This window comes from Mycolicibacterium tokaiense (genome assembly GCF_010725885.1).
Taxonomy (GTDB): Bacteria; Actinomycetota; Actinomycetes; order Mycobacteriales; family Mycobacteriaceae; genus Mycobacterium; species Mycobacterium tokaiense.
Genome location: NZ_AP022600.1, coordinates 1,348,926 through 1,362,375, shown reverse-complemented (window position 1 = coordinate 1,362,375; position 13,450 = coordinate 1,348,926). Strand labels below are relative to the sequence as shown.

Below are 13,450 nucleotides of genomic sequence, written 5' to 3'. Positions count from 1 at the left end.
CTCAGGCCGTTCTGGTGCGGCGGATGCGCTTGACGATGAACCGGATCACGAAGAACACCACGAGCGCGATCACGATGTACTGGAACACCGCGCTGTAGGGCTCGACGCGCTGCCAGTTGGCGCCGAGCAGGTAGCCGGCACCGATGAACAGGCCGTTCCAGATCAGGCTGCCGGTCAGGGTGAGCACCGTGAACAGCGCGAAGTTCATCCGTTCCGTTCCCGCGGGCAGCGAGATGAAGCTGCGGAACAGCGGCACCATCCTGCCGAAGAACACGGCCTTGGTGCCGTGCTTGGCGAACCAGGCAGTGGTCTTGTCGACGTCCTCCACCTCGAGGAGCGGGATCTTGGTGATCAGGGTGCGGACCCGGTCGTGGCCCAGCCATGCCCCGGCCGCGTAGAGCACCCAGGCTCCGAGCACCGAGCCCACGGTGGTCCACACCACCGCCTCGACCAGGGACAGATGGCCCACCCGGGCGGCAAACCCGGCCAGCGGCAGGATGACCTCGCTGGGGATGGGCGGGAAGAGGTTCTCGAGGAACACGGCCAATCCGGCTCCCGGACCGCCGATCGTTTCCATCAGGCCCACGGCCCATCCGGCGAGGCCGCCTATCTCGTCGCTGTTCGGCGGCATGATCTCCCATTGGTAGTCGGAGCTTCCGAGGGTAGCGGTACCGTCCTGGCATGGCCTCCACCAGCTACGTCGCGCTGCTGCGCGGCATCAACGTCGGTGGCCGCAACGTGGTCGCGATGAAGGATCTCAGGGCCGCGATGGAGGGCCACGGTTTCGGCAACGTGAGGACCTACATCCAGTCGGGCAATGTGCTGTTCGAGACCGATGCTCCGGCCACGGCACTGGAAAGCGAGATCGAGGCCACGCTGGAGAAGCGGTTCGGGGTCCCGCTGCTGGTGGTGGTGCGCTCGCACCGTCAGCTTCGGGCGGTGGTCACCAAGGCCCCGGCGGGCTTCGGCGGGGACGAGCACCACTGCGATGTGCTGTTCCTCAAGTCGCCGCTGACTGCCGCGACGGTGATGGGCGTCGTGGAACTGCGCGACGGGGTGGACCAGGCCTGGACAGGGTCCGGGGTGGTGTACTTCTCGCGGCGCAGCGCCGAGCGCACGAGGAGCAAGATGAGCAAGATCGTCGGCACACCGGAATACCAGAGGCTGACCATCCGCAGCTGGGCCACCACCGTCAAACTCCTGGCCCTGCTGGACAACTGAGCCCTCACAGCTCCATCAGGTAGGCCAACGCGGTGATCACCGGCACCGAGGCCAGCGTCGTGATCAGCGTGACGTCGCGGGCCAGGGTCTCACCGCGGCCGAAGACCGCGGCGTAGGTGTTGAGATTCTGGGCGGCGGGCAATGCCGCCAGGACGGTGATCACGGCCACCTGTTCGGCCGGGGCCCCGAACACCCAGCGCGCCAGCGCGTACGCCAGTGCCGGCATCACCAGCACCTTGAACACCACCGCCACGGCGAGTTCCAGTCTGCTCTCCTGTGTCGGCCGGGAGGTCTGCGTCACCAATGCCATACCGAACGCCAACAGCACGGTGGGAATCGCGAGATCGGCCAGCAGATCCAGTGGCTCGTGGATCGCCCGGGGCAGAGTGACGCCCGTGAGCGCCAGTCCGATGCCGGTGGCGCTGGCGACGATGATCGGGTTGGTGACGAACTCCCTGAACTGCGAGCGCACCGACGAACCGCCCTGGGCTTCAGAGGTGATGATCGCCACGCCCAGCGGCACCAGTACCACCGTCTGGAACACCAGCAGCACAGACACTTCGGTGGTGCTGCCCAGCACGTAGGCGCTCAGCGGGATGCCCAGGTTGCCGGAGTTCACCCACGACGCCGCCCATGCGCCGATGGTGGCGTCGGCGCGCCCGCGGCGCCGCAGGACGACCGCAAAGGTGAAGTAGGCGCCGAACATCACCAGTGCAGCCACCGCCGAGACCAGCAGAGGCAATGAAAACACCTGTGCAGGAGTGGAATCCGACAAAGTGATGATGAGCAGCGCAGGTACGCCGACGTGGAAGGCCACCCGGTTGAGCACCATCCGGGCGTTGTCGCCGAGCACACCGGTGCGGCCCACGACGGCTCCGGCCGCGATGATGACAGCGATGACGGCGAACGCCTCCAACACCGCCAGCACTGCAACGCCCCGTTTCTCTCAGGCGCTCAGCTGAGGACCTGCCAATCGAATGAATCGATTATCCGTGCCCGGTGTCGAGGATGCGAACTCACGCCTCCAATCGCGCGCGGACGGCGGCCAGCCGTTCCGCCAGATCAGCCTCGCTGATGACACCGCGGGCCACCAACGAGTGGGCCAGGGCCATCAGCTGATTCTCGGGGTACGGCAGGTCTGCATAGACGGTGGCCGACAGCGCGTCCTCCTCGTCTCGGCGCGCCTTGAAATCCGGCACGTCGGCGTCGCACGAGGCCCGATCCAGCGCGTCGCACATGCCGTCCAGGCTGGTCTTCCACGGCGGCACCGGGTTCTCCACGCCGTACTTGGCTGCCATCACCGGCCAGACCTGGTTGCGCGCGGCGATCCCGTCGAGCACGGGAAAACTCTCTGCGCTCATGAGATCGGGTGGACGGCAGGCCGCGTGGTGGTGACGGCGTTGGTGGTCACGCCCGGCTTGGGCAGTGCGACACCGATCAAGCAGTCCCGGGTGACGATCTCGGCCAGCTGATCCTCCGACCAGTCGTCGGTGCCTTCGGGTCGCATCGGCATCACCATGAAGCGGTGCTTCTGGTTGGAATCCTGGACCCGGACCGCCACGTCGTCGGGCAGGTACAGCCCGAACTCGGCGAGCACCTGGCGCGGCCAGCGGACCAGCCGGCGCCGGTAGTTGGGGGTGCGGTACCACTCCGGGGAGTTGCCCAGGATCGGACGCGGGTAGCAGGAACACAGCGCACAGACGATCACGTGGTGCACCCCTGGGGTGTCGGCCAGGATCTGGAATGCCGTGAAATCGCTGGGGGTGCCGAAGCCGGTGGGCTCCATCCAGTCGACGCCCACCTCTTTGCTGGCGGTCATCGGCTCGGCCAGTGCCAGGGCCGTGAAATCGGGGTCCAGCCAGGCCCGCGCCACCAGGCGGGCGGCCGGGGTGGGGCCGATCTGTTCGGCGAACTCGGTGAAACGGCGGTGTTCCTCGGCGGTGAAGATGCCCTTCTCGATGCACAGTTCGCGCAGCGCGATCTCGAGCACCTCGAAGTCGGTGATCTCGTCGACCATCGGCTTGACGGTGCGGTCGTGGTCGTGGTCGTGGCTCATGTCGCGGCCTCCAGCCAGTGTTCGGGGATCTCGGTCTGCAGCGTGTCGGAGCCGGTGCCGGTGTAGCCCTCGAACAGGTCGGCGAGGGTGAACCTGACCACGTAGAACCATTCCGGGACGGCATCGGTGCGCGCCCAGGTCTCGTCCTCGGCGGCCGGGCTCTCGTACGCGACCGCGGCGATCTCCCCGTGCGCGCCGCGGACGTACTCAGGCGTGCGGGTGTAGAAGATCACCGGCAGTTCCCGGACCGCGACCCGATCACCGACGGCGAAGCGCGGTGTTCCTGCCTGACCCGCGTAGACCTGGGGGTCGCCCTTGCCGACGGCGTGGATGTGGTGTTCGTTGCGCTTGACGCCGGAGCCGTCGCCCTCCGACTTGGGTAGCGCCTCCAGCAACTTTGCGTCCAGACCGTCGGCGTACCGGCCCTGGACCTCGGCCATCCGCTCGGACAACTCGGTGAGTCCGATGTGGTGTTTCTCCACCAGAATTCGCGCGACGGCCAGCAGCCAGCGCCCGTAGTACGGCAACCCGAGGTACTGCGCCCGGCCGACGTCGACGTTGCCGATCCGCCGGCGCTCCTCCGAGAGCCAGATCCCGCGCCAGGCCAGCACCTCGCACATGACGTAGGTCATGTGCTCCCAGTACTCGTACTGCTTGTTCTCGTAGGTGATCGGGGCATCGGGTTCGCCGCCGACGTCGTGCACCGGTTTGAGGTAGGCGGTGATGCGCTGGTGATCGAGCAGGTCGGGGGTGGGGGCGTCGGGCAGTTCCGGGTAGGCCGACTTCAGGCGGGCCACCAGGGCCAACTGGGCGGCGCGTTCGGCTGATGTGCTCACGGAGGCTCCTGAACGCCGAGGGTGAACTCCCTGACGTTCGTAGGCTAACTCTGCCGACTGCGATGTGCTGCGGAAACGGCCAACACAGCGCGCTGCGGTGGCGTTTATTGGCGCGTGCGGCAATATAGGGCGATGGCCCGACCACGGAAGGCCCTGCTGACCCGGGAGAAAGTGGTTGATGCCGCCATCGCCGTGATCGGGGTGAGCGGCCTCGAGATGTTCTCGATGCACAAGTTGGCCGCCGCCCTCGGCGTCCGGGCGCCGTCGCTGTACCACTACTTCACCGACAAGAACGCGTTGTTGGAAGCCGTGGTACGGGAGATCACTGCTGTCGACTCGGTGCCCGACGCCCCGGTCCCTGGCGGGGACTGGGCCGACTACCTGATCGCCCAGGCGGTGGCCTTGCGGGGCCGCATCGTCCGCCATCCCCAGTGCGCGCCCCTACTGGTCCAGTTCATGCCGAGGGCAGAGGTGTTCGGCGACTACGGGGCGCTGTGCGGCTACCTGGAGTCTTGCGGGGTGCCGGCGCAGTTGCACGTACGCATCGTCGACGGGTTGACCGCGCTGACGATCGGCGCGGCGATCTTGGGCGAGAACGTTGCCGACCAGATGTTCGCGGTGTACCTGCAGACCTACCTGGACGGCGTCCGGAGCGAAATGCCCGGTAACGGAACGGGATTGACACCCACAGCGGCTGAGTAACACGGATGTGGCCCATCTCACCGGCTGCGATTCCGATGGGCGCTGTCGAGATGACGTAGCCCGCGGATGTGCCGTACGGTCGATGCAGACCCCTGACCCCGATCCCGGGAGCACCGAGTCCCCGATGCCCGAACAAATCGAGCTCGAATCCGCAACATCTCTCGCTGTGACACTCGCCTGGGTGGCGGGTGCCATCGCGATCGCCTACCTACTGGGCCTGCTCGTGCCGTGGGTGCTGCGACGCCTGGGCCGGCGCAGCGCCTCGGTCTGGGACGTGGCGCTGCTGACCCGCACCCCGTTCCGCTTTCTGCTCATGGTGCTGGCGGCCAACATCGCGATCCGTCGTTTCGCCGACCCGGGTGCCAGCTGGCGCGCCTGGGTGGACCACACGCTGGTCATTCTGTTGATCGCGGCGGCCACCTGGCTGGTAGCCAGCCTGGTCAAGGTGGCCGAACGTCGGGTGATCGCCAAGTTCGGTGGTGGCGACGAAGAGATGACCGATGCCGACCGGCAGCGGCGGCGGGTGCGCACACAGGTCACCACGGTGCGCCGACTGGTCATCGCGATCGTCGTACTGTTCGGTCTGGCGGCTGCGCTGACGACCTTCCCTGCCTTCGCCAACATCGGCACCACGCTGTTCGCCTCAGCCGGTGTGCTGTCGGTGGTGGCGGGCCTGGCCGCACAGACGTCATTGGGGTCGGTGTTCGCCGGCATGCAGATCGCGTTCTCCGATGCCATCCGCGTGGGGGACGTGGTGGTGCTGGAAGACGAATGGGGACGCATCGAGGAGATCACGCTCACCTACGTCGTCGTGAAGCTGTGGGACCAGCGCAGATTGGTGCTGCCCACCACCTACTTCACCACCACGCCGTTCCAGAACTGGACCCGTAACGCCACCGAGTTGCTGGGCACCGTCGAGTTCGACGTCGATTTCACGGTGCCCATCGAAGACATGCGAGTGGAACTGCAGCGTCGGCTCGAGCAGAGCGATCTCTGGGACGGCCGCACGGGTGTCCTGCAGGTCACGGATGCGGTCAACGGCGTGGTCCGGGTCCGCATGCTGCTCAGCGCCTCGAACGCCAGCGCATTGTTCGACCTTCGCTGCTTCGTCCGCGAGGGCCTGGTGGACTGGCTGCAGCGAACCAACCGGGGCGCGTTGCCGCACCAGCGCTTCGAAGAGATGCGGTCGACGCCGGTGCAGGAACTCCCCCGGCGCAACGGCCACAACGGCCAATCCAAGGCGGCGGCCGGTGTGTTCAGCGGCAGCCGCGAGGCCGAGGAGCGGGCCCGCGAGTACGAGCAGGGCGCGGTCGCCGTTGATGATCGGGTCAACGGTCACGACGCCACCCCCCGGGGTTACCAGGACAATTGAGGCGACCGCGGTCAGTATTCTGCAGGCAATGTCGCACGATCGTTCCAGCGGGCGGATCCGCATCAGCCGGGGTCTGAAAGCGGCGCTCAACAGTTCCCGAGACCCCGCACCCCTGGCGGGTCAACGTCGGCACTCCTCCGGCGGCATGGGCGATATCCACACCCGCAACGTTCTGGACCTCACCATTCGTCTTGCGGAGGTGATGTTGTCCTCCGGCTCGGGTACCGCCGACGTCGTCGCCACGGCTCACGATGTCGCCCAGGCGTACCAGCTCACCGACTGCGTCGTCGACATCACCTTCACAACGATCATCGTCTCCGCGCTGCCCACCGCCGACCGCCCGCCTGTGACGATCGTGCGGTCGGTGTGGACACGCTCCATCGACTACACCCGGCTGCAGCAACTGAACCGGCTGATCCAGCGGATCACCGCGGGCGGGGTGACGGTCAACGAGGCCCACGCCGCCATGGACGAGTTGACCGAGCAACCGCATCCGTACCCCCGTTGGCTGGCCACCATCAGCTGGGCGGGCTTCGCGCTGGGCATCGCCATGCTGCTGGGTGGTTCCCTGCTGACCTGCGTCGTCGCTGCCGCCACGGCGGGGGTCATCGACCGGGTGGGCCGCGTCCTGAATCGGATGAAGACCCCGTTCTTCTTCCAGCACGCGATTGGAGCGGCCATCGCCACGTTGGCGGCCGTAGCGGTGTCGAAATTCGCGGGGGAGGGACTGGCCGCGCTGGTGGCCACCGGAATCTTCCTGCTGCTGTCGGGCATGACGATCGTGGGTTCCATGCAGGACGCGCTGACCGGGTACATGATCACCGCCTTGGCACGATTGGGCGACGCCTTGTTCCTGACCGGCGGAATCGTCGTCGGCATCCTGGCGGCGCTGCAGATGGTCACGGTGGCCGGCGTGACCATTCAGCTGCAGGTCGATGTCAGCCGCACATTCATCCTCCCGACCCAGCCGCTGTCGATCGCGGTGGCAGTGGTCGGTGCCGCGTTGTCCGGTGTCTGCCTCACCATTGCCAGCTACGGCCCATGGCGGTCGGCCATTCCAGCGGGTGTGGCAGCGGCTCTGGCCTCGGCGGTGGTCATCGGTCTGGGGGGCATCGGGTTCGGTCAGGTGGTCGCCACCGGTATCGCGGCCAGCGTCGTCGGCCTGTTTGCCACGGTCATCTCGGTCAGCCAAAGAGCACCGGCACTGGTCACTGCGACCGCAGGCATCACGCCACTGCTGCCGGGTCTGGCGGTGTTCCAAGCGGTGTTCGCCTTCGCCGTGGACAAGAGATTCGGTGACGGGCTGGCGCAGATGCTGGCCGCCGGTGCCACCGCCCTGGCGATCGGTAGCGGCGTGGTGATGGGCGAGTTCCTCGGCTCGCCGCTGCGGCGCAGCGCCGGACGGATCGGCCGCTTCCTGCAGCAGCCCGAGCAACCGGGCATCCGCCGGGCCGTGGGCCGGGGCGTCGAGCTGCGTCCGGTCAGGGGTACACCCACCCACGGTGGCGATTACAGACACTCCCGCAGCATCGCGCTCGAACCCGTTGACGACACCGCTCTGTCGTGAGGGCTCAGGCGGTGGCCTGGTCGAAGATCTTCGTGACGATCCCGTTCTCGGAGTCGAAGAGCAACGGATCCAGTGTCGCCCAGCCGCCGATCTGGTCGATGGTCCACAGTGTCTGCGGCTGCGGGAAGTCGGCGGCGAACTCCGCCACCACCTCGGGCAGTACCGAACGGAAGCCGGCCTCTGCCCACAGTCGCTGCGCCTCGGGGGTGTAGAGGTATGCCACCAAGCGGGCCGCTTCGTCGGGATGCTCGCCGTTACGCAGAGCCGCCACTTCGGTGTCGATCCGCAGAGTCCTCTCGGGCACGAGTGTTTCGATACCCGGGGAGCGGCGCTCGGCATCCAGGGCAGTGTTCTCGGGGGCCAGCAGAACGTCGCCGGTGCCGGCCAGGAACAGGTCGATGGACTCGGCCACGGTGGTGGGGCCCTCCACCACGTGCTCGAAGATCAGCTTGTTGAGGTAGTCGATGCCGGCGTCGTGGTTCGCCCCGCCGTCGCTGGCGTTGGCGTAGGCGGCCATCAGACCCCACTTGCCCGACCCGGACAGCACCGGGTTGGCGGCCACCACCTGGATGCCCGGGCGCAGCAGGTCGGCCCAACCCCGGATGTTGCGCGGATTGCCTTCGCGCACCACCAGAGTGGCGATCGAGTGAAACGGCGTGCCCTGGTAGGGCCCGGCGTTCCAGTCGGCGGCGACCTTCTCCTGCCGGACCAGGCGCTCCAGGCTGCCCTGATCGGCCAGGTGCACGATGTCGGCGGGCTCACCGTCGAGGACGGCCTTGGCCACCTCGGCCGAGGTGGCGTACGTGGTCCGGACGTTGATGTCCGAGCCGGCCTCCGTGTTCGCAAAAGCCGGGATGCTGGCGTTCCAGCCCGCTGCTGCTGACGTGAACGCCATGACGTGCAGGGTTGTGGAACCGTCGGCGGCGTCCGGAGAGCCCGCGTCCGGTGCGGGACCGGCGCAGGCGGCCACCGTCAGGAGCAGGGTCCCGAGGGGCAGGAGGCGGCGCAGAAGGGGCGCACCGCGGCGTTGATCGGTGGTGCGCACTGAATCCATCCTGGTCCGAGGGGCGAAAATCTGCAGTGCAGCGTACTGGAGAACCCCACGTCACCGGGTGCGAAGGTGCCCGGGTGCAATGCCGAATGCCACCGAACTGGAACGTGTTACAGTTCGCCGGTGCGGAGCAAGGCGACCTCGCTGTGGATCGTCACGATCGCCTACGTGCTGGCGGTCGCGGTCGCGGCGGCCTGGCTGATCTGGGGTCCCGACACCGGACGGTTGTGGCTCGATGCGTTGGTGGCCGACCTGCTGGCGATGCTGGTCATCTTCGGGTTCTCCCGGGCTTACGGCAATTCCAGCTTCTACGACGCGTTCTGGAGCGTCATACCCCCGCTGCTGTTGGCGTTCTGGTGGATCCGCGGCGACGCCGAAGCCGGCGAGCTGAGGTGCTGGCTCATCACCGTCGTGGTGGTGCTGTGGGCAATCCGTCTGACCGCCAACTGGGTCTATGCATTTCCCGGCCTGCATCACGAAGACTGGCGCTACCCCATGTTCCGGGATCGGGCCGGTTCGCTGGAGTTCGTCGCGGATCTGGTTGCCATTCACCTCATTCCGACTCTGCAGGTGTTCCTGGCGATGGTGCCGGTATACGTGGTGGTGACGCGCCCGGGGGGTGACATCCGCTGGCTCACCTGGCTGGCATTCGTGCTGGGTATCGCCGCGGTGACGCTGGAACTGGTGGCCGACGTGCAGATGCACCGCTTTGTCGCCACCCGAACCTCGGGGCAGGTGATGGACCGTGGCCTGTGGGCCTGGTCGCGGCACCCCAACTACTTCGGTGAGTTCGCCTTCTGGCTGTCGTTGGCGCTGTTCGGGGTGGCAGTGGCGCCCGCCGACTGGTGGTGGCTGCTGCTGGGCGCCCTGGCGATGCTGGCGATGTTCCTGGGCGCCAGCATCCCGATGATGGAGGAGCGCAGCCTGGCCCGCCGGCCCGGGTACCAGGACGTCGTCAACCGGGTACCGAGGTTCGTGCCCCGGCCGCCCCGGTGGGGGAAGCGAGGAGTACGGGCGTGACGCGGCGCCGGGTGGTGGTGGCCGGGCTGGGTGATTCCGGTCTGCTGACCGCCATCAAGCTGGCCGGCGCGCACGACGTCATCGGCATCTCCACCAAGCCCGGGTTGCTCAGCGGCCAGGAGCTCGGCGTCCGGCTGTCGCGGCCCGACGACTGGGCCCGCGATTACTGGATACCGTTCGAACGGTTCCGCGGTCTCGACCGTGTGCAGACCATCCAGGGCACCCTCACCGGCGCCGACTTCGCCGCCCGTACCGTGACCGTACGGCGGGCCGACGGAACCGAGACTGCCGTGGGGTACGACGCTTTGGTGATCGCCACCGGTGTCATCAACGGCTTCTGGCGCACGCCGGATGTCCAGACCGAGGCCGAGGTCACCCACAGCTTGCGCGCCGCACACCAGAGGCTGGCCGCCGCGGACTCGGTGATGGTGCTCGGCGGCGGTGCCGCTGCGGTGAGCAGTGCGGCCAACCTCGCCGCGGTGTGGCCGGGCAAGACGGTGCGTCTCTACTTTCCGGGGGAGCGGCCGCTGCGCGACCACCACCACCGCACCTGGGCTGCGGTGCGGCGCCGTTTGGTCGACAGCGGTGTGCAGCTGCACGCCGGACACCGGGCGCAGGTGCCGGCCGGCTTCGACTTCGGGGCGATCACCGACGAGCCCGTGCACTGGTGCACCGGTCAACCCCCGGCCACCGCCGACGCGGTGCTCTGGACCATCGGCGCCACCACGCCGAATACCGACTGGCTGCCCGAAACGATCTTGGATGAACAGGGATTCGTGTGTGTCGTGCCCGACCTGCGAGTCCCCCGCGCCGACGGCGTGTTCGCCATCGGCGACGTCGCCGCCACCGATCCGCTGCGCAGTTCGGCCCGCAACCGGGCCGACAAGTTGCTGGCCCACAACGTCACCGCCTGGTTCGACGGCGCGCCGCTGCGGCAGTACCGGCCGGCTGCCCGCAAGTGGGGTTCGGTGCTGGGTACGCAGCCGGACGGCCTCGAGGTATTCGCACCGTCCGGCTACCGGTTCCGGTTCCCGGCGTGGTCGGTCGAGCGGGTGGTGCGGCCCTGGATCGTGGGCCGCGGGATCTACGGCGGTATCCGCGGCTAACCGACGGCGACCCGCGGAACCCGTTCTGCGACAGCCGTGTCCAGCACCATGGTGGCCACCCGGTCACGGTTCTGCTCTGCCGAACCGAGTAGGGCGGCGTCGGTGGTGGCGCGCTTGAAGTACAGGTGCGTCCGGTGTTCCCAGGTGAACCCGATGCCGCCGAGCACCTGAATGGTGTCCGCGCCGATGCGGGCTGCGGCCGCCGAGCACGTCGCCTGCGCAATGGCTGTCACCAACGCAGCGTCATCGGAGCCGTCGGCCAGGGCCCAGACGGCGTGATAGGCCGTCGAACGGGCGTGCTCGGCGTCCACCATCATGTCCGCCAGCCGGTGTTTGACGGCCTGGAAAGACCCGATGGGTCTGCCGAACTGCAGCCGGGTCTTGGCGTAATCGACGGCCAGATCCAGCAGGTGGCTGATGACGCCCACCTGTTCGACGGCCAGCAGCGCCGCTGCAACCTGCAGGGTGTGGCCGATCACCCGGTCGGCCTCGGCGGGCCCGGCGATCAGCCGCGCCGGTGCGGAGTCGAAGCGGATCTTCGCCTGCGGGCGAGTGAGGTCCAGGGTCGCCAGGTCGGTGCGCTCGGTGTCGGCCCCGTCGACCGCATACAGCGCGACCCCGTCGGGCCCGGTGGCGGCCACCAACAGAACGTCGGCGGCGCCGGCGTCGACCACCCGCTCGACGGTGCCCGTGACGGTGCTGCCGTCGGAGGTCACCGTCGTGGAGTCGAATGTCCCTGCACGGTCGGCGATGGCGACCGCTGCGGTGCGCCTGCCCTCCACCAGATCGGCCAGCAGGCTGTCGGTGTCCGGGGACGCTTGTGCGGCCACCAGCGCCGGGATCGCCAGGAACACGGTGCCGAAGATCGGCCCGCAGGCCAACGCCGCGCCGAGTTCCTCGACGGCCACCGCCTGGTCCACCAACGTGCCGCCGGCACCGCCGCGGTCCTCGGGCACCGACAGACCGAGCACCCCCAGCTCGGCGCCCAGGCGCTGCCAGGTCTTGGGGTCGAACCGAGGCGTCGCCTCCATCAACCGGCGCACCGTCTGCTCGTCGAAATGGTCGGTGGAGAACTTACGGACCGCCTTGCGCAGTTCCTGCTGCTCTTCCGAAAACACGTACTCAGCCACGGGGAATCTCCTTCCAGGGCATACCGGCGTCGGCGCGCAGATCGCCGGGCAAACCCAGCACCCGCTCGCCCAGGATGTTGCGCATGACGTCCGAGGTCCCGCCCTCGATGGTGTTGGCGCGGCTGCGCAGGAAGCGCTGCTGCACCGGACCGCGCCAGTCGGCCTGCTCATCCTCGTCCAACAGGTCGTAGGTGTGGTACAGAACCCCCTCTGCCCCAAGCAGATCCATGCACCACTGGTAGATCTGCTGGTTCAGCTCGGCGCCCACCAGCTTGCCGATGGAGCCTTCGGGGCCCGGCCCGCCGACACCGGCCGAGGCCCGCGAGCGCTCCGAGGTGAGGCGCTGCGCCTCGGCCCGCAGCCACAGCTGGGTGAGCCGGTCACGCAGCACCGGGGTCTGCAGATCAGGGCGTGAGGCCCACAGCGCGGTGGCGTCGGCAATGGTGCCTGCCCCGCGCCGGGATCCGCTGCCGCCCAGGGCGCTGCGCTCGTTCATCAGGGTGGTCATGGCGACCCGCCAGCCGTCGTTGACGGCTCCGAGGCGCAGGGTGTCCGGGATGCGGGCGTCGGTGAAGTAGACCTCGTTGAACTCGGCCTGCCCGGTCATCTGGCGCAGCGGCCGGGTCTCCACACCGGGGGAGTGCATGTCGATGACGAAGTAGGTCAGGCCCTTGTGCTTGGGCAGGTCCGGGTCGGTGCGTGCCAGCAGCAGCCCCCACCGGGCGCGGTGGGCCAACGACGTCCACACCTTCTGGCCGTTGATCACCCAGTCGTCACCGTCTTTGACCGCCGACGTCGCCAGGCCGGCCAGGTCCGAGCCGGCTCCCGGTTCGGAGAACAGCTGACACCAGATGTGCTCGGTGGTGGCCAGCGGCCGCAGCAGTTGCTGCTTCACCTCGTCGGTCTGGGCGTGTTCGCGCACCGTCGGGGCGGCCATGCCGTAGCCCATCGGGTTGAGGCCCAGCGGCACCGGGCCGCCGGCGCCCTGCAGGATGCGGTCGGCGACGGCCTGCAGGCCCCGCGACACCCCGAGCCCACCCTGGCCCTCGGGGAAGTGCACCCAGGACAGGCCGGCGTCGAAGCACGCGCCGAGATACTCCTGGACCGGGACGTTGGTGGGGTCGTGCTCGGCCACGACACCGCGCGCCAATTCGGCGACCCGATCCTCGTCAGTTGTGGTGCTCATCACTTCACCATAGAAAGTTGACTAGTGTCGACTCGCGGCGGGGTGCCCTTCGCGGCCCGCACCCGCGCGACATGTGTGCGGTTTACCGCGAGACACGCCGCGGCGGCCGAGTGGGGCACACATGTGTGCCGGAAAAACGGCGCCTCGACGCGAGATGTGTGCGGTTTACCGCGAGACACGCCGCGGCGGCCGAGTGGAGCACA

Annotated in this window: 14 protein-coding genes; 6 read left to right on the top strand and 8 right to left on the bottom strand. The window is 68.2% G+C overall.

The features are described from left to right. Window position 1 precedes the first annotated feature (1 nt). The gene (locus G6N58_RS06535) at window positions 2-631 is read right to left on the bottom strand and encodes a DedA family protein (protein WP_197746395.1); all 630 of its coding nucleotides are present in this window, start codon (window positions 629-631) and stop codon (window positions 2-4) included. A 50-nt stretch (window positions 632-681) separates the two neighbouring features. Here G6N58_RS06535 and G6N58_RS06530 point away from each other — a divergent pair, with 50 nt between their 5' ends. Beyond that, window positions 682-1,221, top strand: coding sequence for a DUF1697 domain-containing protein (locus G6N58_RS06530; protein ID WP_115279289.1), 540 nt, complete (start codon window positions 682-684; stop codon window positions 1,219-1,221). Between the two features lie 4 nt (window positions 1,222-1,225). Here G6N58_RS06530 and G6N58_RS06525 read toward each other — a convergent pair whose 3' ends face one another. From G6N58_RS06525 to G6N58_RS06510, 4 genes are all read right to left on the bottom strand, one after another. After that, on the bottom strand, window positions 1,226-2,149 hold the full coding sequence (locus G6N58_RS06525; protein WP_115279290.1) for an AEC family transporter: 924 nt from the start codon (window positions 2,147-2,149) through the stop codon (window positions 1,226-1,228). Window positions 2,150-2,237: 88 nt separating this feature from the next. Next, a complete protein-coding gene (locus G6N58_RS06520) occupies window positions 2,238-2,582 on the bottom strand; it encodes a thiocyanate hydrolase (protein ID WP_115279291.1) in 345 nt (114 codons plus the stop codon). After that, window positions 2,579-3,277 (bottom strand): thiocyanate hydrolase subunit gamma, encoded by a 699-nt coding sequence (gene scnC / locus G6N58_RS06515; protein ID WP_115279292.1) that lies wholly within the window; start codon window positions 3,275-3,277, stop codon window positions 2,579-2,581. The genes G6N58_RS06520 and scnC overlap by 4 nt, the downstream gene beginning before the upstream one ends. Continuing rightward, window positions 3,274-4,113 carry an SH3-like domain-containing protein gene (locus tag G6N58_RS06510; RefSeq protein ID WP_115279293.1) on the bottom strand — a complete coding sequence of 280 codons (840 nt, stop codon included), beginning with the start codon at window positions 4,111-4,113 and terminating at the stop codon, window positions 3,274-3,276. The genes scnC and G6N58_RS06510 overlap by 4 nt, the downstream gene beginning before the upstream one ends. A gap of 132 nt (window positions 4,114-4,245) precedes the next feature. Here G6N58_RS06510 and G6N58_RS06505 point away from each other — a divergent pair, with 132 nt between their 5' ends. From G6N58_RS06505 to G6N58_RS06495, 3 genes are all read left to right on the top strand, one after another. After that, the gene (locus G6N58_RS06505) at window positions 4,246-4,815 is read left to right on the top strand and encodes a TetR/AcrR family transcriptional regulator (protein WP_115279294.1); all 570 of its coding nucleotides are present in this window, start codon (window positions 4,246-4,248) and stop codon (window positions 4,813-4,815) included. 124 nt (window positions 4,816-4,939) lie between these two features. Continuing rightward, window positions 4,940-6,187: a mechanosensitive ion channel family protein gene (locus tag G6N58_RS06500; RefSeq protein ID WP_115281740.1), complete on the top strand. Its 1,248-nt coding sequence runs from the start codon at window positions 4,940-4,942 to the stop codon at window positions 6,185-6,187. 28 nt (window positions 6,188-6,215) lie between these two features. Further along, entirely contained in the window at window positions 6,216-7,754 is a 1,539-nt protein-coding gene (locus tag G6N58_RS06495; RefSeq protein WP_115279295.1) for a threonine/serine exporter family protein, read from the top strand. Between the two features lie 4 nt (window positions 7,755-7,758). Here G6N58_RS06495 and G6N58_RS06490 read toward each other — a convergent pair whose 3' ends face one another. Next, window positions 7,759-8,799 carry an extracellular solute-binding protein gene (locus tag G6N58_RS06490; protein ID WP_163907952.1) on the bottom strand — a complete coding sequence of 347 codons (1,041 nt, stop codon included), beginning with the start codon at window positions 8,797-8,799 and terminating at the stop codon, window positions 7,759-7,761. A gap of 129 nt (window positions 8,800-8,928) precedes the next feature. On the opposite strand from G6N58_RS06490, the gene G6N58_RS06485 reads away from it, so the two are divergent. Together G6N58_RS06485 and G6N58_RS06480 are read left to right on the top strand one after the other, a co-directional pair. Further along, window positions 8,929-9,825, top strand: a complete 897-nt coding sequence (locus G6N58_RS06485; RefSeq protein WP_232067754.1) for a DUF1295 domain-containing protein — start codon at window positions 8,929-8,931, stop codon at window positions 9,823-9,825. Continuing rightward, a complete protein-coding gene (locus tag G6N58_RS06480; RefSeq protein ID WP_115279297.1) occupies window positions 9,822-10,931 on the top strand; it encodes an FAD-dependent oxidoreductase in 1,110 nt (369 codons plus the stop codon). Before G6N58_RS06485 ends, G6N58_RS06480 begins: the two co-directional genes overlap by 4 nt. Here the strand turns inward: G6N58_RS06480 and G6N58_RS06475 are convergent. Beyond that, complete coding sequence (locus G6N58_RS06475; RefSeq protein WP_163907949.1) at window positions 10,928-12,061, bottom strand: acyl-CoA dehydrogenase family protein; 1,134 nt, start codon at window positions 12,059-12,061, stop codon at window positions 10,928-10,930. The genes G6N58_RS06480 and G6N58_RS06475 overlap by 4 nt on opposite strands. Then, window positions 12,054-13,247, bottom strand: coding sequence for an acyl-CoA dehydrogenase family protein (locus tag G6N58_RS06470; RefSeq protein WP_115279299.1), 1,194 nt, complete (start codon window positions 13,245-13,247; stop codon window positions 12,054-12,056). The genes G6N58_RS06475 and G6N58_RS06470 overlap by 8 nt, the downstream gene beginning before the upstream one ends. Window positions 13,248-13,450: the final 203 nt, after the last annotated feature.

What these genes read in the sequence shown, in the direction of transcription:
- G6N58_RS06535 (WP_197746395.1), bottom strand. Translation starts at nt 631, where the DNA reads ATGCCGCCGAACAGCGACGAGATAGGCGGCCTCGCCGGATGGGCCGTG.
- G6N58_RS06530 (WP_115279289.1), top strand. Translation starts at nt 682, where the DNA reads ATGGCCTCCACCAGCTACGTCGCGCTGCTGCGCGGCATCAACGTCGGT.
- G6N58_RS06520 (WP_115279291.1), bottom strand. Translation starts at nt 2,582, where the DNA reads ATGAGCGCAGAGAGTTTTCCCGTGCTCGACGGGATCGCCGCGCGCAAC.
- scnC (WP_115279292.1), bottom strand. Translation starts at nt 3,277, where the DNA reads ATGAGCCACGACCACGACCACGACCGCACCGTCAAGCCGATGGTCGAC.
- G6N58_RS06505 (WP_115279294.1), top strand. Translation starts at nt 4,246, where the DNA reads ATGGCCCGACCACGGAAGGCCCTGCTGACCCGGGAGAAAGTGGTTGAT.
- G6N58_RS06500 (WP_115281740.1), top strand. Translation starts at nt 4,940, where the DNA reads ATGCCCGAACAAATCGAGCTCGAATCCGCAACATCTCTCGCTGTGACA.
- G6N58_RS06495 (WP_115279295.1), top strand. Translation starts at nt 6,216, where the DNA reads ATGTCGCACGATCGTTCCAGCGGGCGGATCCGCATCAGCCGGGGTCTG.
- G6N58_RS06470 (WP_115279299.1), bottom strand. Translation starts at nt 13,247, where the DNA reads ATGAGCACCACAACTGACGAGGATCGGGTCGCCGAATTGGCGCGCGGT.